The 21,043-nt window shown below is 68.3% G+C and carries 15 protein-coding genes and 1 pseudogene; 9 read left to right on the forward strand and 7 right to left on the reverse strand.

Annotation, left to right across the window (positions count from 1 at the left end; all coding sequences use genetic code 11):
• Positions 1-88 precede the first annotated feature (88 nt).
• Positions 89-2,350 carry an arginine/lysine/ornithine decarboxylase gene (locus tag BKK79_RS15180; RefSeq protein WP_071014969.1) on the forward strand — a complete coding sequence of 754 codons (2,262 nt, stop codon included), beginning with the start codon at positions 89-91 and terminating at the stop codon, positions 2,348-2,350.
• A gap of 258 nt (positions 2,351-2,608) precedes the next feature.
• Here BKK79_RS15180 and BKK79_RS15185 read toward each other — a convergent pair whose 3' ends face one another.
• The 5 genes from BKK79_RS15185 to BKK79_RS15205 all read right to left on the reverse strand — a co-directional run bounded on the left by BKK79_RS15185 (position 2,609) and on the right by BKK79_RS15205 (position 8,999).
• Positions 2,609-3,754: an IS481 family transposase gene (locus tag BKK79_RS15185; RefSeq protein WP_071037632.1), complete on the reverse strand. Its 1,146-nt coding sequence runs from the start codon at positions 3,752-3,754 to the stop codon at positions 2,609-2,611.
• Positions 3,755-4,740: 986 nt separating this feature from the next.
• On the reverse strand, positions 4,741-6,471 hold the full coding sequence (locus BKK79_RS15190; protein WP_071014967.1) for a TRAP transporter large permease: 1,731 nt from the start codon (positions 6,469-6,471) through the stop codon (positions 4,741-4,743).
• Positions 6,468-7,010 (reverse strand): TRAP transporter small permease subunit, encoded by a 543-nt coding sequence (locus BKK79_RS15195; RefSeq protein WP_071014964.1) that lies wholly within the window; start codon positions 7,008-7,010, stop codon positions 6,468-6,470. The genes BKK79_RS15190 and BKK79_RS15195 overlap by 4 nt, the downstream gene beginning before the upstream one ends.
• 247 nt (positions 7,011-7,257) lie before the next feature.
• Positions 7,258-8,670 carry an argininosuccinate lyase gene (gene argH / locus BKK79_RS15200; RefSeq protein ID WP_071014962.1) on the reverse strand — a complete coding sequence of 471 codons (1,413 nt, stop codon included), beginning with the start codon at positions 8,668-8,670 and terminating at the stop codon, positions 7,258-7,260.
• Positions 8,671-8,816: 146 nt separating this feature from the next.
• On the reverse strand, positions 8,817-8,999 hold the full coding sequence (locus BKK79_RS15205) for a hypothetical protein (RefSeq protein WP_071037956.1): 183 nt from the start codon (positions 8,997-8,999) through the stop codon (positions 8,817-8,819).
• A 23-nt stretch (positions 9,000-9,022) separates the two neighbouring features.
• Here BKK79_RS15205 and BKK79_RS39030 point away from each other — a divergent pair.
• A pseudogene (locus BKK79_RS39030) lies at positions 9,023-9,231 on the forward strand (ferritin-like domain-containing protein); the annotation flags it as partial.
• A gap of 103 nt (positions 9,232-9,334) precedes the next feature.
• On the opposite strand, the gene ppc reads toward BKK79_RS39030, so the two are convergent.
• Positions 9,335-12,418, reverse strand: coding sequence for a phosphoenolpyruvate carboxylase (gene ppc / locus BKK79_RS15210; protein WP_071037957.1), 3,084 nt, complete (start codon positions 12,416-12,418; stop codon positions 9,335-9,337).
• A gap of 71 nt (positions 12,419-12,489) precedes the next feature.
• On the opposite strand from ppc, the gene hemC reads away from it, so the two are divergent.
• The 3 genes from hemC to BKK79_RS15225 are packed head-to-tail and all read left to right on the forward strand — an operon-like array spanning position 12,490 to position 16,795.
• A complete protein-coding gene (gene hemC, locus BKK79_RS15215; RefSeq protein WP_071037958.1) occupies positions 12,490-13,524 on the forward strand; it encodes a hydroxymethylbilane synthase in 1,035 nt (344 codons plus the stop codon).
• A gap of 10 nt (positions 13,525-13,534) precedes the next feature.
• On the forward strand, positions 13,535-15,601 hold the full coding sequence (gene hemDX, locus BKK79_RS15220) for a fused uroporphyrinogen-III synthase HemD/membrane protein HemX (protein WP_071037959.1): 2,067 nt from the start codon (positions 13,535-13,537) through the stop codon (positions 15,599-15,601).
• Between the two features lie 3 nt (positions 15,602-15,604).
• Positions 15,605-16,795, forward strand: coding sequence for a heme biosynthesis HemY N-terminal domain-containing protein (locus BKK79_RS15225; protein WP_071014948.1), 1,191 nt, complete (start codon positions 15,605-15,607; stop codon positions 16,793-16,795).
• Positions 16,796-16,807: 12 nt separating this feature from the next.
• On the opposite strand, the gene BKK79_RS15230 is transcribed toward BKK79_RS15225, so the two are convergent.
• Positions 16,808-18,334: a cryptochrome/photolyase family protein gene (locus BKK79_RS15230; protein WP_071037960.1), complete on the reverse strand. Its 1,527-nt coding sequence runs from the start codon at positions 18,332-18,334 to the stop codon at positions 16,808-16,810.
• Between the two features lie 187 nt (positions 18,335-18,521).
• Here BKK79_RS15230 and BKK79_RS15235 point away from each other — a divergent pair, with 187 nt between their 5' ends.
• The 4 genes from BKK79_RS15235 (at position 18,522) to pyrR (ending at position 20,977) form a co-directional block, all read left to right on the forward strand.
• Entirely contained in the window at positions 18,522-19,229 is a 708-nt protein-coding gene (locus BKK79_RS15235; protein ID WP_071038546.1) for a 16S rRNA pseudouridine(516) synthase, read from the forward strand.
• 115 nt (positions 19,230-19,344) lie between these two features.
• A complete protein-coding gene (locus tag BKK79_RS15240; protein ID WP_071016544.1) occupies positions 19,345-19,917 on the forward strand; it encodes a YqgE/AlgH family protein in 573 nt (190 codons plus the stop codon).
• Complete coding sequence (gene ruvX, locus BKK79_RS15245) at positions 19,910-20,374, forward strand: Holliday junction resolvase RuvX (RefSeq protein WP_071014942.1); 465 nt, start codon at positions 19,910-19,912, stop codon at positions 20,372-20,374. The genes BKK79_RS15240 and ruvX overlap by 8 nt, the downstream gene beginning before the upstream one ends.
• Before the next feature lie 69 nt (positions 20,375-20,443).
• The gene (gene pyrR / locus BKK79_RS15250; protein ID WP_071014940.1) at positions 20,444-20,977 is read left to right on the forward strand and encodes a bifunctional pyr operon transcriptional regulator/uracil phosphoribosyltransferase PyrR; all 534 of its coding nucleotides are present in this window, start codon (positions 20,444-20,446) and stop codon (positions 20,975-20,977) included.
• Positions 20,978-21,043: the final 66 nt, after the last annotated feature.

Genomic DNA, 21,043 nt, shown 5'->3' on the forward strand with positions numbered 1-21,043 from the left:
CAGGAGCCACATGCAGCCGCTGGCGGGAACCACCCCGCGGCCATGTGGCTCAAGTCCTTTGTGCTTTACGTCTAGCAAGGATGCCCCGATGAAATTCCGCTTTCCCGTCATCATCATCGACGAAGACTTCCGCTCCGAGAACATCTCCGGCTCGGGCATCCGGGCGCTGGCCCAGGCCATCGAGGCGGAAGGCATGGAGGTCATGGGGCTGACCAGCTACGGCGACCTGACTTCCTTCGCCCAGCAGTCGAGCCGCGCCTCGACCTTCATCGTCTCGATCGACGATGACGAGTTCGTCAGCGAGGACGACCGTCCCGAAGCGGATGCCATCGAGAAGCTGCGTGCCTTCGTCAGCGAAGTGCGCCGCCGCAACACCGACCTGCCGATCTTCCTGTATGGCGAGACCCGCACCTCCCGCCATATCCCCAACGATATCCTGCGCGAACTGCACGGCTTCATCCACATGTTCGAGGACACGCCGGAATTCGTCGCGCGCCACATCATCCGCGAGGCCAAGGTCTACCTCGACTCGCTGGCGCCGCCGTTCTTCAAGGCGCTGATCGACTATGCGCAGGACAGCTCCTATTCCTGGCACTGCCCCGGCCACTCCGGCGGCGTGGCCTTCCTGAAGAGCCCGGTCGGCCAGGTCTTCCACCAGTTCTTCGGCGAGAACATGCTGCGCGCCGACGTCTGCAATGCGGTGGACGAACTCGGCCAGCTGCTCGACCACACCGGCCCGGTGGCGGCTTCGGAGCGCAATGCCGCGCGCATCTTCAATTCCGACCACATGTTCTTCGTCACCAACGGCACCTCGACCTCGAACAAGATGGTCTGGCACGCCAATGTGGCGCCCGGCGACATCGTGGTGGTGGACCGCAACTGCCACAAGTCCATCCTGCACGCCATCATGATGACCGGCGCGATCCCGGTCTTCCTGATGCCCACGCGCAACCACTACGGCATCATCGGCCCGATTCCGAAGAGCGAGTTCGACCCGGAGACGATCCGCCGGAAGATCGCCGCGCACCCGTTCGCCAGCAAGGCCAAGAACCAGAAGCCGCGCATCCTGACCATCACCCAGGGCACCTACGACGGCGTGCTGTACAACGCCGAGCAGATCAAGCAGATGCTGGCCACGGAGATCGACACGCTGCATTTCGACGAGGCCTGGCTGCCGCACGCCGCTTTCCACGATTTCTACCGCGACATGCACGCGATCGGCCGTGATCGCCCGCGCAGCCAGGACGCGCTGGTATTCGCCACGCAGTCCACGCACAAGCTGCTGGCCGGCCTGTCGCAGGCCTCGCAGATCCTCGTGCAGGATTCCGAGACGCGCAAGCTGGACCGCCATCGCTTCAACGAGGCGTACCTGATGCACACCTCGACCAGCCCGCAGTACTCGATCATCGCCTCCTGCGACGTGGCCGCGGCGATGATGGAAGCGCCCGGCGGCACCGCGCTGGTGGAGGAAAGCATCCAGGAAGCGCTGGACTTCCGCCGCGCCATGCGCAAGGTCGAAGGCGACTATGTCGCCGGCAAGAACGGCGACTGGTGGTTCAAGGTGTGGGGCCCGGACGCGCTGATCGAAGATGGTATCGGCGACCGCGAAGAGTGGATGCTGCAGGCCAATGACCGCTGGCACGGCTTCGGCGACCTCGCCGACGGCTTCAATCTGCTGGACCCGATCAAGGCCACCCTCATCACCCCGGGCCTGGACGTGGACGGCGAGTTCAGTGAGCGCGGCATCCCCGCGGCCATCGTCACCAAGTACCTGGCCGAGCACGGCATCATCATCGAGAAGACGGGACTGTATTCCTTCTTCATCATGTTCACCATCGGTATCACCAAGGGCCGCTGGAACTCGCTGGTGACCGAGTTGCAGCAGTTCAAGGACGACTACGACCAGAACCAGCCGCTGTGGCGCGTGCTGCCGGAGTTCGTCGGCAAGCATCCGCAGTACGAGCGCATGGGCCTGCGCGACCTGTGCGATGCCATCCACAGTGTCTACAAGGCCAATGACGTGGCCCGCGTGACCACCGAGATGTACCTGTCGGACATGGAGCCGGCGATGAAGCCGTCGGACGCATGGGCCATGATGGCGCATCGCGAGATCGAGCGTGTGCCGGTCGACGAGCTGGAAGGCCGCGTCACTGCCATCCTGCTGACGCCGTATCCGCCGGGCATTCCGCTGCTGATCCCGGGTGAGCGTTTCAACCGCACGATCGTGCAGTACCTGCAGTTCGCGCGGGAATTCAATAAGCTGTTCCCTGGCTTTGAGACCGATATCCACGGGTTGGTGGAAGAAGTGGTCGATGGGCAGAAGGCTTATTTCGTTGACTGCGTGAAGTAAGACGGTCGTTTGCCTGTTTGCTGCAGGCGGCGGGCGTGATGGTATTGACCGGAGGGTGCCACTCAGTTCGGGCTGGGTGGCATTTTTCTTTTCTGGGGCTGGCGCTTGGTGCGGGCTAGCGCGTTTGTGTGGGCGGCTTTGGTGTGCGAGACAACAGCCTGTTTCGACTCCCCTGCGGGGAGCCGACCTACTTTCTTTGTCTCGCTGTATAGACCGGGGACATAGGTGACACCTGTGCGAGGACATGGTTGACACATATTAGGCCGCCTGGTGGTCGTTCAAATCGATGTAGCCGAAGCAGTGATCGACGAAATACAGATCGAATCGTCCATCGTGGTTGGGTTGTGGGCGCAAGGCGACCGGGAAATCTCGTAGGGCATTGGACACTTTGAAGGTTTGCCCGCGAAAGCGCAGTTGTCCGTCCCATTTGATCTTCACTACCAGATCGTCAGGGCCGTATTCGATCTCCGGTAGCACCTCCGGATAGGAGCGAGGACTGGGCTGATAGCGTGTCACCGGCGTCGCCAGGCCGAGTGCCTCATGTGGGCGCTGCAAGTTGTAGATATCGCGCCAGGCATCAAACGCATGCTGGGCTTGCAGGCTGGAGGCAAAGCCACGGGCATTGATCACTTCGGCTTTGAGGGTGCGGTGAAAGCGTTCGTCCTTGCCATTGGTTTGAGGATGGGCCGGACGGCTATGGGTCAGGCGCACGCCTAGCCGGATGAGCCAGACCCCCAGGCCGGTGAGCTGCCCCGGTTGTGAGGGACTGCCCCACGGCGCCCCATTGTCGGCGTTGATGCGCCAAGGCAGTCCGAAGTGGCGAAAGGCCTGGGCCAGGTGCTCCTGGACCACAGCGGTGTGGGTCTGCGTACAGGCGGCCAGCGTGACGGCGAAGCGGGAATGATCGTCCAGTACCGTCAATGGCGAGCACATCTGGCCATCGTGCGTGCGAAAGCCGCCCTTGAAATCCATTTGCCACAGCTGATTGGGCGCCGCATGTTCAAAGCGTTGCCAGGGCTGGGCCTTGACCGAGGCTTCGGGTGAGATCAGGCCATGTCGATGCAGGATGGACGTCACGGTGCTCGGAGCCGGCACCGGTGTGTGGCCCAGATCCTGAAGCCGTCGGCTGATCTTGCGCCCGCCCCAAGCCGGGTGCTGCAGGCGCAGGTCGACGACCAGTCGCTCCAGTTCCTCCGCCGTTCGGGTCGGACTGGTCGCGGGCCGGCGCGACCGCTCGACCAAGCCAGCCATCTCCTGTTCGGTGTACCGAGCAATCCACTTATAGCCGGTCTGCGGGGAGATGCCGTAGCGTTGGCATAGCTGGCGGCGATTGCAGCCCTCTTGCTGGGCGAGCAGGACGAATTCGTGGCGCAGGCTCATGGTGTCGCGTGGGCTCCAGGGCATGACGGACTCCGGCAGAAACTCTGCCGTGAAGTGTCAACCATGTCCTCGCACACCTGTCCACCATGTCCCCGGTCTATACATCTCGCCAAAGAAAGTAGGCAAAGAAAGGCGACCCGGGTGCGGCGACTCCCCCTCGCGAATCAGCCCCGGCCGCCGCGCCCGTCCGAACTCGCGGCCTGCGGCCGCTCAGACAGCGGACGGGCTTCATCGGCGGCCGGGGCTAATTCGCGAGGCGCCGCACACGGGAGGGAAAGGCCAACCGTTGGTCTACGAGCGGGCTCGCTTTTGCGTGACGGCTAAGCTTGCCGAGCACTTTCAGAGTGCAAAAGCGAAAGCCAAGCCATCGGTCTGCCAACGAATTCGATATAGCGTGAAGGCTTGGTCTGCTGAGCTTTCGTGTTCGGCCAGCAAGCTGGCCGAACACCCCTCAACCCGAAGCGAAGCGAGGCGTGGCGTCTGTTCCCTGCCGTGTGCGGCGCCTCGCGGGCTGGGGCAAGGAGCGGAAAAGAGGGCCCCCTGTCTGAGGATCGCCTTAAGGCGATCCGAGTTGGGGCCCGGCCGCTCTTTGCCCCAGCACGCGAGGGGGGGTTGAGCCGCACCCGGCGCGCCTTCTTTGCCTACTTTCTTGGCAAGACAAGAAAGTAGGTCGGCTCCCCGCAGGGGAGTCGAAACAGGCTTTTGCCTCGCACACCGACATCGCCCCAACCAAAGCACCAAGTCACGAGAGCCGAAACAGGCCGTTCCCTCGCAGACCGACATCGCTCGAACTCATGCCGCAAGCACCGAGCCACGATGGTTGGCCGGCTCCCCGCAGGGGGAGCCGAAACAGGCCGTTGCCCCGCAGACCAAAGCCGCCCACACAAACGCGCAAGCCCGCAGTAAGCACCACCCCCAAAAAGAAAAATGCCGCCCAGTCCAAACCGGGCGGCATTTTCCTCAACAGCTCAAATCCCCGGCATCGCCGCAACCCGGCGACACCCGCACCGTCATTTCTTCTTCTCGAAATCGAACTGCGGCGCAGCCGGTTCCTCCTGCGTCGGCGCCGCAGGCAACTCGAGCGAGCCCGGTGCAGACGCCGCCCCCGAGCCGCCGCCCTTGTCCGCGTCATTGCCCAACGGAATACTGACCTCCGCCGAATTGCTATGGTGCAGCGAACCCTTGTCGAGCAGGCCCGTCACCATGCCGGGCCAGAACATCACCAGCAGCACCATCACCAGCTGCAGCACCACCCAGGGCAGGGCGCCCCAGTAGATGTCCGAACTCTTGACCTCCTTGGGGGCGATGCCGCGCAGGTAGAACAGCGCGAAGCCGAACGGCGGATGCATGAAGGACGTCTGCATGTTCACGCACAGCATCACGCCGAACCACACCAGCGCGGCGGTGGCCGCTGCTTCCGGGTTGCCGCCCATCGAGTCGGCTACCACCGGTGCCAGCACCTTGACCGCCACCGGCGCCAGCATCGGGACCACGATGAAGGCGATCTCGAAGAAGTCGAGGAAGAAGGCCAGGAAGAAGATGAACAGGTTGACGACGATCAGGAAGCCGATCCAGCCGCCGGGCAGCGAGCTGAACAGGTGCTCGACCCAGGCGCCGCCGTCGACGCCCTGGAACACCACCGAGAAGCAGGTGGAGCCGATCAGGATGAAGACCACCATGGCGGTGATGCGGGAGGTCGACTGGTAGGCCTCGACGATCAGTCCGCGCAGTTCGCTCAGCTGGCCCGCACGCAGCAGCAGCCAGACGATCACCAGGTAGACCAGCGCCAGCGGGATGCGGAAGGCGTGCGAGCCGAAGGCGACGATGCCGGCGATCACGGTGATGCCGGTCGCGGCCAGGCCGAGGCGATAGATGTTGCGGTCGATGCGGTTGAAGCCCTTGTCGCGGAGCACGGCCAGCACCAGGGCGCCGACCGCGCCCATGGCACCCGACTCGGTCGGGGTGGCGATGCCCAGCATGATGGTGCCCAGCACCAGGAAGATCAGCACGGCGCAGGGAATGATGCCGCGCAGGCACTTCTTCCACAGGGCCCAGCCTTGCAGCGTGCGCGCCTCGGGCGGGACTGGCGGCAGCCAGTCGGGCTTGATGCGGGCCAGCACGAAGGTGTAGAGGGCGAACAGCGCGATCTGCACCACCGAGGGGCCCCAGGCGCCCAGGTACATGCTGCCCACGTCGGCGCTGCCGGCGGGGGTCTTGAGCTGGTCGGCCAGCACCACCAGCACCAGCGACGGCGGCACCAGCTGGGTGATGGTGCCCGAGGCCGCCAGCACGCCGGTGGCGTACTTCATGTTGTAGCGGTAGCGCATCATCACCGGCAGCGAGATCATCGCCATGGCGATCACCTGCGCGGCCACCGTGCCGGTGATCGCGCCCAGGATGAAGCCGACGATGATCACGGAGTAGCCCAGGCCGCCGCGCACGGGGCCGAACAGCTGGCCCATCGAGTCCAGCATGTCCTCGGCCAGCCCGCACTTCTCCAGGATGGCTCCCATGAAGGTGAAGAAGGGAATGGCCAGCAGCAGTTCGTTGGCCAGCACGCTGCCGAACACCCGGCTCGGCACTGCCTGCAGGAAGCTGACGGGAAAATAGCCCCATTCGATGGCGAGGAAGCCGAAGGCCAGGCCCACCGCCGACAGCGAAAATGCCACCGGGAAGCCGATGAGCATGAATACCACCAGGCCGCCGAACATCAGCGGCGGCATATACTCGACGGGAATCATTGCACCGGCCTCTCGTATTTCGATTCGATGCGCACCAGGCCCTTGAGGGCGGCGACGCGCTTGATCAGCTCGGACACGCCCTGCAGCGCAAGCAGGGCGAAGCCGACGGGCACCACCAGCTTGATCGGGTAGCGCGGCAGGCCGCCGGAATTGCCCGATTGCTCGAGGATGCGCCACGAGGGCAGGAACAGCGATTCCCAGGAAAGCCAGGCGAAGAGGACGCAGGACGGCAGCAGGAAGACCAGGATGCCGAAGATGTCGATCCAGTGCTGGGCGCGCTCCGAAACGTTGCCGTAGATCAGGTCCACGCGTACGTGTTCATTGCGCTGGAAGGTATAGGCGGCACCGAACATCACGGCCACGGCGAACATATACCACTGCAGCTCGAGCGGCCAGTTGTCACTGAGGTTGAAGCCGTAGCGCAGCAGGGCGTTGCCGGCGCTTACCAGGCACGACAGCAGGATCATGATGTTTGCAAGCCTGCCCGTGTGCTGGTTTAACCTGTCGATCTGTCGTGACAGACCAAGCAAGTATTGCATGGGTTGTCTCCCCGGGGTTTTTTTGCGCCGATTAGTTTATCTGTAACAAAATCTATCGGCGCTTGGGGCTAATACCTACCGCAATGCGCAAGAATTGCGCGCAAGAAAAAAGCCGCCGGGCGATTGCCTCGGCGGCTTTTTTCTTGCAGAGAACTTATGTGAAACCTACGCGGGCCGGCTGCATTGCCCCCGCCATCCAGCCCGCGGGCCGGGGCGGCATGGCCGGGCCCGGCCCGGCCGCGCGGCCTTACTGCAGGGCGGCGCGCGCCGCGGCGATGGCCGCGCGCACCTGGGCGGGGGCGGTGCCGCCGATGTGGTCGCGCGCGGCGACCGAGCCTTCCAGCGTCAGCACGGCGTGCACGTCGTCGCCGATCAGCGCGGCCTTGTCGCCCAGGCCGGAGACTTCGCGCAGCTCGGCCACGCTCAGGTCGGCCAGGTCACAGCCGCGCCCGTCGCAGGCGCGCACCGCGTGCGCCACGGCTTCGTGGGCATCGCGGAAGGGCAGGCCGCGCTTGACCAGGTAGTCGGCCAGGTCGGTGGCGGTGGCGTAGCCTTGCAGCGCGGCGGCGCGCATGGCTTCGGGCTTGACCGTGATGCCAGGCACCATGTCGGCGAAGATGCGCAGCGTATCGACCACGGTGTCGACCGTGTCGAACAGCGGCTCCTTGTCTTCCTGGTTGTCCTTGTTGTAGGCCAGCGGCTGGCCCTTCATCAGGGTCAGCAGGCCGATCAGGTGGCCGTTGACGCGGCCGGTCTTGCCGCGCGCCAGCTCGGGCACGTCCGGGTTCTTCTTCTGCGGCATGATCGAGCTGCCGGTGCAGAAGCGGTCGGCGATGTCGATGAAGCCGACGCGCGGGCTCATCCACAGCACCAGTTCCTCCGAGAAGCGCGACACGTGGGTCATCACCAGCGCGGCGGCGGCGCAGAACTCGATGGCGAAGTCGCGATCCGAGACGGCGTCCAGCGAGTTGCGGCACACGCCCTCGAAGCCGAGCTGCTGCGCGACGAACTCGCGGTCGATCGGGTAGCTGGTGCCGGCCAGCGCGGCCGCGCCCAGCGGCAGGCGATTGACGCGACGGCGGCAGTCGGCCATGCGCTCGGCGTCGCGCGTGAACATTTCCACGTAGGCCAGCAGGTGGTGGCCGAAGGTCACGGGCTGGGCCACCTGCAGATGGGTGAAGCCCGGCAGGATGGTATCGGCGTTCTTCTCGGCCAGGTCCAGCAGCGCGCCGCGCAGCGCGCCCAGCAGGCCGATGATGGTGTCGATCTCGCTGCGCAGCCACAGGCGGATATCGGTCGCCACCTGGTCGTTGCGCGAGCGGCCGGTGTGCAGGCGCTTGCCGGCGTCGCCGACCAGTGCGGTCAGGCGTGCCTCGATGTTCAGGTGCACGTCCTCCAGGTCCAGCTTCCACTCGAAGCTGCCCGCCTCGATCTCGCCGCGGATCTGCGTCATGCCGCGCTCGATGGCGGCGCGGTCCGCCTCGGCGATGATCCCCTGCCTGGCCAGCATGGCCGCGTGCGCGAGCGAGCCCTGGATGTCGAACAGCGCCAGGCGCTTGTCGAAGAACACCGAGGCGGTGTAGCGCTTCACCAGGTCGGACATCGGTTCGGAGAAGCGGGCGGACCAGGCTTCGCCTTTCTTGGCAAGTTGGGAGGTCATGGGCGGTCGGTGCGGAATGTCGCCGCGGCGCCGGCACGAAGCCCGGCAGGCGGCGGAAATTGCGGAAAGCGCGATTATATCGCCGTGGCCGGCCGCCATCGTGCCCACCGGAGAAAGGAGATGCAGCGAAGGCCAGCCGCGCGCGCTCAGAGCGCGCTGTCGATCACCTGGCCCTGGAAGACGATCGGGCCGCTCGGATCATCGGGGCTGGGCGAGCCTGCCGGCGGCTCGATGCTGACGGCCAGCGCGGGCGGGCGCTCCAGGGCAGGCAGCGCCCAGAGCTGCAGGGCCCGCGCGGGATCCAGGGAAAGGTGCTCCAGGCGCCTCACCACGGTTTCCCCGGCACGGGCGTTCGCAGCTCAAGACGCCGGCCGATGTGCTGCGCTTTGCCGCCGGCTGGAAAAAGGCGCGACCGCGGCCTAGCTGGGGGTGCTGCCCAGCTTCCACAGCCGGCACCTGGCCAAGGCGGCCGGCAGCATCCTGGGCGACGAAGCCATGCACCGGGCCATCCTGCTGTCCGCGCTGGGCGAGGACCCGGTGCCAGGGGCTTTCGTGGATTGAGGGCGCGCCCGCCGCCGGGGGGGGGCTGCAAGGCGCATGGGGCAGGGCCCGGCGCCCCCGGTCCGCTTCCTTGCCGGGGCGGGGGCGGGCCGGGGATCTTGCGTCAGCCTGTGTTGCGCAGGCCGGCCGCGACGCCGTTGATGGTCAGGTGGATGCCGCGCCGGACGCGGATATCGTCGCCGTCCTTGCCCGAGCGGAAGCGCTTGAGCAGCTCGACCTGCAGGTGGTTCAGCGGATCGAGGTAGGCGAAGCGGTTCTTGATCGAGCGCGCCAGCAGCGGGTTCTCCGCCAGCCGTTCCTGGCGGCCCGTGATCAGCGCCAGCATCTCGCAGGTCAGGTGCCATTCGGCGCTGATGCGCGAGAACACCTTCTTGCGCAGCGCCGCGTCATCGCACAGCTGGGCGTAGCGCGAGGCCACCGCCAGGTCCGTCTTGGACAGCACCATGTCCATATTGGACAGCAGCGTGGAGAAGAACGGCCATTGCTTGACCATGCGCCGCAGGGTACCCAGCGCAGCCTTGTGGGCGCGCTCGTCGGCGCAGCCGTCGAGCATGGCCTTGACCGCGCTGCCGAAGCCGTACCAGCCCGGCAGCAGCAGGCGGCACTGGCCCCAGGAGAAGCCCCAGGGAATGGCGCGCAGGTCTTCGATGCGGCGGCCTTTCTTGTCCATCAGCTTGCGCGAAGCCGGCCGCGAACCCAGGTTCAGGTCGGCGATCTCGGTGATCGGCGTGGTGGAGAAGAAGTAGTCCTTGAAGCCCGGCGTCTCGTAGACCAGGTCGCGGTAGGCGCGGAAGGCGTGGTCGGACAACTGCTGCATTGCCGCCTCGAAGGCGGCCAGGTCCTTGGGAGCGTTCTGTGTCGGCAGCAGCGAGGCCTCCAGCGTGGCGGCGATCACCGTCTCCAGGTTGCGCCGGCCGATCTCGGCGTTGGCGAACTTGCTGTTGATGATCTCGCCCTGCTCGGTCAGGCGGATCTGGCCGTTGACCGTGCCTGGCGGCTGCGACAGGATGGCCTGGTAGGTCGGGCCACCGCCGCGTCCGACGGTGCCGCCGCGGCCGTGGAACAGGCGCAGCTTGACCTTGCGCGCCTCGAACAGCTGGACCAGGGCCAGCTCGGCCTGGTAGAGCTCCCAGTTCGAGGTGAGGAAGCCGCCGTCCTTGTTGGAATCCGAATAGCCCAGCATCACTTCCTGCTCGCCGCCGTGGTGGGCCAGCACCGAGGCGAAGCCCGGCAGGTCCAGCAGCGACTGCATGATGCCGGCGGCATTGCGCAAGTCCTCGATGGTCTCGAACAGGGGGATCACCATCAGTTCCATGCGCGCCGGGTCGCGCCGGTCGCCCAGTGCGCCGGTCAGCAGGCCGGTTTCCTTCTGCAGCAGCATCACCTCGATCAGGTCGGACAGCGTCTCGGTGTGCGAGATGATGTAGTTGCGCGCCACGCGCTTGCCGTAGCGGGCACGCAGTTCGCGCGCCTTGGCGAAGATGGCCAGCTCGTTGCGGGTCTGCTCGGAATAAGCGTGCCAGGGCAGGGTCAGCAGGCGCGGCTGGCGCAGTTCGGCGAGCAGCAGCTCGAGCTTGCGCGCCTCGGGCAGGGCGGCGTAATCGGCCTCCACCCCGGCGGTGGCGAACAGCTCGGCAACCACCGCCTCGTGCACGTCGGAGACCTGGCGCATGTCGATCGAGGCCAGATGGAAGCCGAAGATGTCGATGGCGCGCGCCAGCGCGTCGATGCGGGTGCGCGCCAGTGCCTCGCCGTGGTGGGCGCGCAGCGAATCGATCACCACCTGCACGTCGGCGGCCAGCGCCTCGGCATTGGCGTATGGTTCGGCGTCGGCCACCGGGTGGCGCGGCGCGGCGTGGCCTGTCAGGGCCTGGCTGGTGGCGGCAAGGCGCGCGTAGATGCCGATCAGCGCGCGGCGGTAGGGCTCGTCGGCGCGGTGTTCGGAGCGGTCGGGCGAGGCTTCGGCCAGGGCCAGCAAGGCGGGGCTGGCCTCCACCATCAGGCTCGACATCGACAGTTCGGCGCCCAGCGCGTGCAGCTCGTCGAGATACCACTCCAGGATCAGCATCGACTGCTGCCGCGCCGCGTAATTCAGCGTCTCGGCGGTGACGTTGGGATTGCCGTCGCGGTCGCCGCCGATCCACGTGCCCATCTGGAAGAAGGGCGGCAGCCGGCGCGCGGGGACATTGCCCTGGCCCTTGCGGGCGGCCGGGAAGGCCTTGGCGATATCGTCCTCCAGCTCGCTGACGAGTTGCGGGATGCCGCGCAGGAAGGTCGTGCGGTAGTACGACAGCGCGTTCTCGATCTCGTCGACCACCATCAGGCGCGTGTTGCGCAGCATGCGGGTCTGCCACAGCGTGGTCACGCAGGCGCGCAGGCGCGCCGTGTTCTGTTCGCGCTCACGCGCGGTCATGGGCAGGTCGCGCTCGGCCAGCAGGCGGGCGATCTCGCGTTCGGCGTCGAGGATGCTCTTGCGCTGCACCTCGGTCGGGTGGGCGGTCAGCACCGGCACGATCAGTGCCTCGTCGAAGAACTTGCGCAGTGCCTTCCCGGTCACTCCGGCGGCATCGATATCGGCCAGCGCGCGCTCCAGGCTGCCCGGCTGCGGTGGCGAGCCGGCCAGCGCGTGCACGCGGCGGCGGCGGTTGTGGTGCTGGTCCTCGGCGATATTGGCCAGGTGCGAGAAGTAGCTGAAGGCGCGCACCACCGAGTTGGTCTGGTCGCGCGACAGCCGCTTGAGCAGGCGGTCGAGTTCGGCACCCGCGGCGCGGTCGTTCTCGCGGCGGAAGCGCACCGCGGTCTGGCGGATGGTTTCGACCACGTCGAAGGCCGCCTCGCCTTCCTGCTCGCGCAGGCAGTCGCCGAGCAGGCGGCCGAGGAAGCGGATGTCCTCGCGCAGCGGCAGGTCCTTGTCGGCGCTGCGGCGCGCAGCGGAGCCGGTGGTGCCTTCCACTGCGGCACGGGTCGCGCCGGCAGCCTTGCCGATCGACGCCGCATTGGCGGCGGGTGTCTTACCGGTCACCTTGGCGGTGGTCGCCGTGCCGCTTGCCTTGGCGGATTTCGCTGTCCTGCGGCGCGGGGAGGGTTTGGATTCCTGGGGGTCGGCGGGTTGGCCGGAAGCGGGGGCGGGGCTACGGGCGGCCGAGGCGGCTCCTCGGCCGGCGGGGCGCGCAGCGGGCTGCGTCATGCAATCTCCTCGTGGTCTTCTGTGATCTGTCGGCGCCGGGTGGCGCAGGGGGTGCGTGCTACCATTGCCGGATGCATGCATCCGCCACCCCGCCGTCTACCACCGATACCGCAACTGCTGTGCCGCGCAAGCTCGTGATCGCCTCCCGTGAAAGCCGTCTGGCACTCTGGCAGGCCGAACATGTGCGTGCTGCGTTGCAACAATACTACCCCGCGTGCGATGTGTCCATTCTGGGCATGACCACGCGCGGCGACCAGATTCTAGACCGGACTCTGTCCAAGGTCGGCGGCAAGGGCCTGTTCGTCAAGGAGCTGGAGGTGGCGATGGCCGAGGGCCGTGCCGACCTGGCGGTGCATTCGCTCAAGGACGTACCGATGGAACTGCCGGCGGGCTTCACCCTGGCGGCGGTGATGACACGCGAGGATCCGCGCGACGCGCTGGTCAGCGAGCGCTTCGCCTCGCTCGCAGAGATGCCGCCGGGCACCGTGGTCGGCACCTCCAGCCTGCGCCGCGAAGCGGCCCTGCGCGCGCGCTACCCGCATCTGGAGATCCGGCCGCTGCGCGGCAATCTCGACACGCGCCTGGCCAAGCTGGACCGCGGCGACTACGGCGCCATCATCCTGGCCGCGGCAGGCCTCAAGCGGCTCGGCCTGGGGGCACGCATCCGTGCGCTGCTGGCACCGGAAGATTCGCTGCCCGCCGCCGGGCAGGGGGCGCTGGGCATCGAGATCCGCGCCGACCGGCCCGGGCTGGCCGCCTGGCTGGCACCGCTCAACGACAACCCCACGTTCCTGGCGGTGACGGCCGAGCGGGCCGTCTCGCGCGCGCTCGGCGGCTCCTGCCAGGTGCCGCTGGCCGCCCATGCACGCTGGGACGGCACGCAGCTGCGCCTCGATGCCTTCGTCGCGCTGCCGGACGGCACGCGCTGCCTGCGGGCGAGCGCGGCCGGTCCGGCCGCCAGCGCAGCGGAGGCCGAGCGCCTCGGCGCCGGCGTGGGCGATGAACTGCTGGCGCAGGGGGCCGGCGACATCCTGGCCGCGCTGGCCGATCCGGCCGGCCCGGCCGGTTCCGCCGCTGCCCCTGCCCCTTCCGATTCCCCCACCTGAGGTTCGTCGCATGCCTCGCCCGACCGTCGTCGTGACACGACCCGCCGGGCAGTCCCGGCACCTGACCGAGGCCTTGCAGGCCGCGGGCCTGGACGTGCTGGGCTTCCCGCTGCTGGCGATCGGGCCGGCCGCCGACCCGGCACCGCTGCGCGCCGCACTGGCCCGGCTGGCCGACTTCGCGCTGGTGGTCTTCGTCAGTCCGAACGCGATCAGCCATGCGCTGGACGCGCTGGCCGAAGTGCAGGGCGCGGCCGTGCCGCAATGGCCGGTGGGCGTGCCCATCGCGGTGGTCGGGCCCGCCAGCGTCGCGGCACTGGCGCAGCGTGGCATCGGCGCGCCGCGCGAGCAGGTGATCGCGCCGGCGGGCGCCGCCGACGGCGGCGCGGACGACAATGGCCCGGGCGAGCACGCGGCCCAGGGCGGTGAGGCCGCCGACGCGCCGCGCTTCGATTCCGAGGCACTGTGGGCGCAGCTCGGCAGCGCGCTCGACCTGGCGGCGCTGGCCGGGCGCGAGGTGCTGCTGGTGCGCGGCAACGGCGGGCGCGACTGGCTGGCCGAGCGCTTGCGCGAGGCCGGCGCCGAGGTGCAAGCGGTCGAAGCCTACCGGCGGGCCGTGCCCGAGCCCGGCCCCCTGCAATGGCAAGCGGTGCGGGACGGCCTGCGTCCCGGTGCGCCGCCGCAGGCCTGGCTGCTGACCAGCTCGGAAGCGGTGCGCAACCTCGATGCCCTGGCGCGCCAGCACCTGTCGCCGCAGGAACTTGCCTGCCTGCACCAGGTGCAGTGCATCGCGCCGCATGCGAGAATTGCCGAACAGGCCGGCGCACTGGGCTTCGCACGGCTGCTGCGCGCGGCGCCCGGGGACGACGGCCTGCTGGCCGCCTGCCGGCAGTGGGCCGAATCCTATGCGGGCCCGCCCCAGCCCGCGCCGGCAGCGCAGCCGCTGTCGGCAACCTCCATCAAGGTCGAACGCGTGACGCAAGACAACCCGTCCTCCACCGCCTCCGTTCCCGGCTCCGCGGCCGCGCCGCCGGCCGCCGGCAGTTCCCGGGCCAATCCCTGGTGGCTGCTGCTCGTGGTGCTGCTGCTGGCTACCGGCGGCGGCTTCTGGTGGCTTCAGCAGCGCATCGACCACCTGACCCAGGAACTGGCGCGACGCCAGCAGAGCAACGACGCGCTGGTGCAGGAGTCGCGCGTGCTGACGCGCAATGCGCAGGACACCGTCAAGGACCTGCAGGGCAAGGTGGGCGGGTTGGAAGGCGAGGTCGCCGAGACGCGTGACAAGCAGGCCGCCCTCGAGCAGGTCTACCAGGACCTGATGCGCAACCGCGACGACTGGGAGATCGCTGAGATCCAGCAGTTGCTGACCAATGCCGGTCAGCAACTGCAGTTCACGGGCAACGTGCAGGTCGCGCTGGCCGCGCTGCAGAGCGCCGACGCGCGCCTGGCGCGTACCGACAAGCCGCAGTACAACCTGCTGCGCCGGGCCCTCGCGCGCGATATCGCCCGCATGAAGGCGGTGCCCGATACCGACCTGACCGGCGCCGCGATCAAGCTCGACGAAGCCATCAACCAGGTCGACGCGCTGCCGCTGCTGTCGAGCGAGCGCATGCTCGAGCGCAGCGAAGCCGACGCGCGCAAGGCTGCCCGCAAGGCAGCGAAGGACGGCGGCCCGGGCGGCCCGGCGACGCCGGCCCAGCAGGCCGGCCATGCGATCGCCGGCTGGTTCGGCGGCCTGTGGGGCGACCTGCGCGAGGAACTCGCCAGCGTGGTGCGGGTGCGCCGCGTGGACGACGCTGAGGCCCTGCTGCTGTCCGGCGACCAGGGCTGGTTCCTGCGCGAGAACGTCAAGCTGCGCCTGCTCAACGCGCGCCTGGCCCTGCTGTCGCGCAACGAACCGGTGTTCCGCAACGACCTGGCGGCGGCGCAGGCCATGATCGCACGCTACTTCGACGGCCACGCGCGCCGTGTCCAGGGTGTGCAGACCCTGCTCAAGCAGGCGCAGGCCGGCGCCGTCACGGTACAGCTGCCGACCATGGCCGACAGCCTCGGCGCGCTGCACGCGCTCAAGAAGGAGTAGCGCATGCGGCTTCTGTTCTGGGTGGCGCTGCTGTTCGGCGGCGCGGTCGGCCTGGCGTTGTTCACGCAGTTCAACCAAAGCAATGTGGTGCTGTTCTACCCGCCGTACCGGGTCGAGCTGTCGCTGAACCTGGCGCTGGCACTGCTGCTGCTGGTCTTCTTCGTGCTGTGGACGCTGTTCTCGGCGGCGCGGCACCTCTCGGAAATGCCGCGCCGTGCCGCTGCCTACCGTGAGCGCAAGCGCATGTCGGGCGCCCAGGCGGCGCTGCGCGAGGCCATCGAGAACCTGTTCGCGGGCCGCTTCGCCCGCGCCGAGCGCGCGGCACGGGAAGCCCAGGCATGGCCCGCGCAGGCACAGACGGCGGCACTGATCGGCGCGCGCGCGGCGCACCGCATGCAGGAGTCGGAGCGGCGCGACAAGTGGATGGAGCAGGTCACCGATCCGGAGCGCGAGCAGGCCCGGCTGGTGTCGATGGCCGAGCTGCTGGTCGACGCGCGCGATGCCGAGGGCGCGCTGGAGACCATCGCGCAGCTGCAGGCCCAGGGCGGGCGGCAGATCCACGTGCAGCGCATCGCGCTGCGCGCCCACCAGCACCTGAAGAACTGGTCCGAAGTGCTGCGCCTGGCGCGCGCTCTGGAGAAGCGCAACGCCCTGCACCCGGTGCTGGCGCTGCGGCTCAAGCAGATGGCCTGCGAAGCGATGCTGGAGGAACGGCGCCAGGATGCCGAGGCGCTGCAGGACTTCTGGCGTACCCTGTCGGCCGACGAGCGCCGCGCGGTGCGCATCGCCGAGCCGGCGGCGCGCTATTTCGCCGCGCTGGGCAAGCAGGACGAGGCGCGCAAGATCGTCGAGGAAGCGCTCAAGGTGAACTGGGATGCGCGCCTGGTGCAGCGCTACGCCGAGTGTGCGGCGCCTGGCCAGGCCCTGCCGCTGATCCAGCAGGCGGAGAAATGGCTGGTCCAGCATCCGGCCGACGCCGACCTGTACTACACGCTGGGCGTGCTGTGCCTGGGCGAGCAACTGTGGGGCAAGGCGCAATCCAACTTCGAGCGCGCGCTGAAATATGCCGATACGGCGCAGCAGGTGCGGCTGCGCGTGCGTTCCCACCTGGCGCTGGGGCGTCTGTTCGAAGAAACCGACCGGCTCGAGGAAGCGCAGCGCCACTACCGCGAAAGCGCGATGCTGGCGGCCTGAGCGCCATCCGCTTCATGCCTGCGCGCCGGTGCCGGCCGCGCGGGCCTTGACCACCGCATAGCGCTCCAGCGTCTGCCTGCGCGCGACATCGTGCTGCACGATGGGGCGCGGATAGGTCTCGCCCAGGCGCACGCGCGCCGCGGCCAACACGTCGTCCGGCGCGGTCCACGGTGCATGCAGGTACTTGTCCGGCAGCGCCGCCAGCTGGGGCAGGTACTTGCGGATGAAGCGGCCCTGCGGGTCGAACTTCTGCGATTGCGTGACCGGGTTGAAGATGCGGAAGTAGGGCTGCGCATCGCAGCCGCTCGACGACGCCCATTGCCAGCCGCCGTTGTTGGCCGCCAGGTCGAAGTCATTGAGCCGGTCGGCGAACAGCTGCTCGCCGCGCCGCCAGTCGATCCCCAGGTCCTTGCACAGGAAGCTGGCACTGACCATGCGCAGGCGGTTGTGCATGTAGCCACTCTGAGCGAGCTGGAGCATGGCGGCATCGACGAGCGGGTAGCCGGTGCGGCCATCGCGCCAGGCAGCGAAGTAGTCGTCGGCGAGCGGGCCGTCGAGCCAGCGGATGGCGTCGTAGGCCGGATGGAAGCTGCGGCCCTGCGCCACCTGCGGATGGTGGTGCAGGATCATGAAGTAGAACTCGCGCCAGATCAGTTCCGACAGCCACACAGCGGCGCCGTCGGCATCGGCGCCGCCGCGCAGCGCTGCCTCGTGTGCGGCGCGCGCCAGGGTGCGGATGGAGATGGTGCCGAAGCGCAGGTGCACCGACAAGTAGCTGGGGCCGCGCAGGGCGGGAAAGTCGCGGCGGCGGCCGTAGTCGCCGAGGCGGGCCAGAAAGTCGTCGAACAGGGCATGGGCCCCCTCACTGCCGGGGGGCAGCGGCAGGGCGGCCAGGTTGGTCGGGGCGAAGCCCAGCGCTGCCAGCGATGGCAGCGGGCCGGCATGCCCGTCCGCCGGCGCCAGCGCGCCCAGGTAGGGCGCAACCGGGTAGGGCCGCAGGTCGAACGGCTGCAGGGTCTTGAGCCAGGCGTTCTTGTACGGTGTGAAGACCCCGAACGGCCTGCCCTGACCGTTCAGGATCTCGTCCTCCTCGAATACCACCTGGTCCTTGAAGTGGAAGAGGGCGCGCGATTGCGCGGCCAGCGCCGCGGCGACCGCCGCGTCACGCGCGCGGGCGGAAGGTTCGTAGTCGTGGTTGGCGAAGACCGCTTCGGCATCCAGTTCGCGGGCCAGTGCCGGCAGCGCCTCGGCCGCGCGCGCATGGCGCACGATCAGGCCGCCGCCTGCGGCCCGCAGCGCGGCATCCAGCGCGCGCAGCGAGGCCAGGATGAACGCCACGCGCCGGTCGGCCTGCAGGCCGCGGGCGAGCAGGGGATCGAGGATGTCCCGGTCGAGCACGAACACGCACCATACCCGCGCGCAGTGCTTGAGGGCATAATGCAGCGCCGCATGGTCGTCGAGGCGCAGGTCACGGCGAAACCAGACCAGGCCGCGCGCAAAGCGGCGGCCGATCCGATAGGGCTGTCGTGTGGTGGACATGGTCGGTGGCAGCTAGTGTTTCGTGACAACGCATCGCGCGACTGATCGGCGGACTGAGTCAACGAATTTGGGATTCAGGACGCCAGGCTGTCGGCGATGGGCTCGATAACCTACCATAGTGCCGTTGGCGCCGAGGTGCGCCGCGGTTGGCTTTTCCTGGGGGCGATGGCTCCCGCATGACGACATGATGACACTCGACCGTATTCTCCAATCCCAAGGCTTCGGCACGCGCCGCTACTGCGGCGACCTGGTCTATGCCGGCCTGGTCGAGGTCGACGGCGAGGCCTGCGACGACCCGCGCGCGCGCTTCGAGCCGGAGGGACTGCGCCTGGTGGTGGACGGCGAGGCCTGGATCTGCCACGTCAAGGCCTACCTGATGCTGAACAAGCCGGCTGGCTACGAGTGCTCGCAGCGGCCGCTGCACCATCCCAGCGTCTACACGCTGCTGCCGGTGCCCTTGCGCGAGCGCGGCGTGCAGGCCGTGGGCCGGCTCGACCAGGACACCACCGGCCTGTTGCTGCTGTCCGACGATGGCCAGTTCATCCATGCCCAGACCTCGCCCAAGCGCAAGGTGCCCAAGGTCTACGAGGTGACCACCGCCGAGCCGGTGACGCTGGCGCAGATCGAGGCGCTGCGCAACGGCGTGCAGCTCGATGACGAACCGGCGCCGCTGGCGGCGGCCGACTGCATGGGCACCGGCGAGCACAGCATGCGCCTGACGCTGGTGCAGGGTAAGTACCATCAGGTCAAGCGCATGGTGGTGGCCGCCGGGAATCACGTGACCGCCCTGCACCGCAGCGCGGTCGGGCCGGTCAGCCTCGATCCCGGCCTGGCGCCGGGCGGCTGGCGCTGGCTGCACGCCGAAGAAGTCGCGCAGCTGACGCGCAAGGATTGAGGGCGCGTCCCGCCCCTGCGCAACCCACCCCATCCCGGAACCGAACCCGGCCGCGCGGCGGCATTGACGCCAAAGTTTTACAGAACAAGCGCGGCGATTTGATAAAATGCAAGGCATGGCGAAGCCCGAAGCCCAGATCAATCTGACCAATCAGTTCCTGATTGCCATGCCAGGCATGGCCGATCCGACCTTTGCGGGTTCCGTCGTCTATGTGTGCGAGCACAACGAACGTGGCGCCCTGGGCCTGGTGATCAACCGGCCCATCGATATCGACATGGGCACGCTGTTCGACAAGATCGACCTCAAGCTCGAGATCCAGCCGGTCGCCAGTCAGCCCGTCTATTTCGGCGGGCCGGTGCAGACCGAGCGTGGCTTCGTGCTGCACGACCCGGTCGGCCGCTATGTCTCTTCGCTGACCGTGCCCGGTGGCCTGGAAATGACCACCTCCAAGGACGTGCTGGAAGCTGTCGCCAATGGCGACGGGCCAAGGCGCTTCCTGCTGACGCTGGGCTATTCCGGCTGGGGCGCCGGCCAACTCGAGGAAGAGTTGTCCCGCAATGGCTGGCTGACCGTCCACTCCGATCCCGAAATCATCTTCAGCATTCCTCCCGAGGAACGCTTCGCCGCCGCCATCCGCCTGCTGGGCATCGACCTGACCATGCTCTCGGGTGAGGCCGGGCATGCCTGAGCAGCCGGGCCTTGGCCGGCCCCGCGACGGTACCGTGCTGGCTTTCGACTACGGCGAGCGCAAGATCGGCGTTGCCCTGGGGAATTTCGTCACGCGCGAGGCGCGCGCCCTGACCATCCTCCCGAACCTGACCGTGGACGGCCGCTTTGCGGCCGTCGCCGCACTGATCGCGGAGTGGTCGCCGGTCCAGCTGGTGGTGGGCATGCCGCTCAATCCCGACGGCGGCGAGCAGCCGTCGATGCGGCTGGCGCGCCGCTTCGGCAACCAGTTGAACGGCCGCTTCGGGCTGCCGGTGAGCTGGGTCGACGAACGCTACACATCGCGCCTGGCGCAGATGGCCGGCGCGCGTCCGGGTGCCCTCGACGCGGAGGCCGCCCGCATCATCCTGCAGCAATATTTCGACCAGCCGGAGGCATGCGAGCGGCCTGACATGCCGCCCGACCGGGGCGGCGCCTGACGGTCGCGCGCCGCTGCCTGCCGAATCTGCGCCTGACCCGCCGATCCGAATACCGACAACCATCCCGCCATGACCCAGTCCTCCACCCCCGACGCCGAAGTGCTCTATCGTTCGCTGCGCGACCAGGTCCAGGCCCTGCTGCCCGCGGCCCCCGAGGCCCGCGCGCAATGGGGCGTGGCCGGCATCCACTCCGGTGGCGCCTGGATCGCCGAGCGCCTCGCCGCCGACCTCGGGCTGGCGGGCCACGGCGTGGTCAATGTCGCCTTCCACCGCGACGACTACGCCAAGAAGGGCCTGCACAGCCAGGCCCAGCCAACCACGCTGCCGTTCGAGGTGCAGGACCGCAACGTATTGCTGATCGACGACGTGCTGGCGACCGGCCGCACCATCCGCGCGGCCGTCAATGAACTGTTCGACTACGGCCGGCCGGCCCGTGTGGTGCTGGCCGCGCTGGTCGACCGCGGCGGCCGCGAGCTGCCGATCGCCGCCGACATCGTGGCCGAGCGCCTGGAACTGCCGCGCGAACGCACGCTGGTGCTGTCGCGCCAGGGCGAGGGCGCCGGCATGCGCTTCGCCTTCGCCACCGAGGCTGCCGCCAGCTGATGTCCCCCCGCGCCCGGCCCACGCTGCCGGTGCGCCGAAGAAGAACCCGACCCGATTCCTGCCCAG

This window comes from Cupriavidus sp. USMAA2-4, from assembly GCF_001854305.1.
Lineage (GTDB): Bacteria > Pseudomonadota > Gammaproteobacteria > Burkholderiales > Burkholderiaceae > Cupriavidus > Cupriavidus malaysiensis.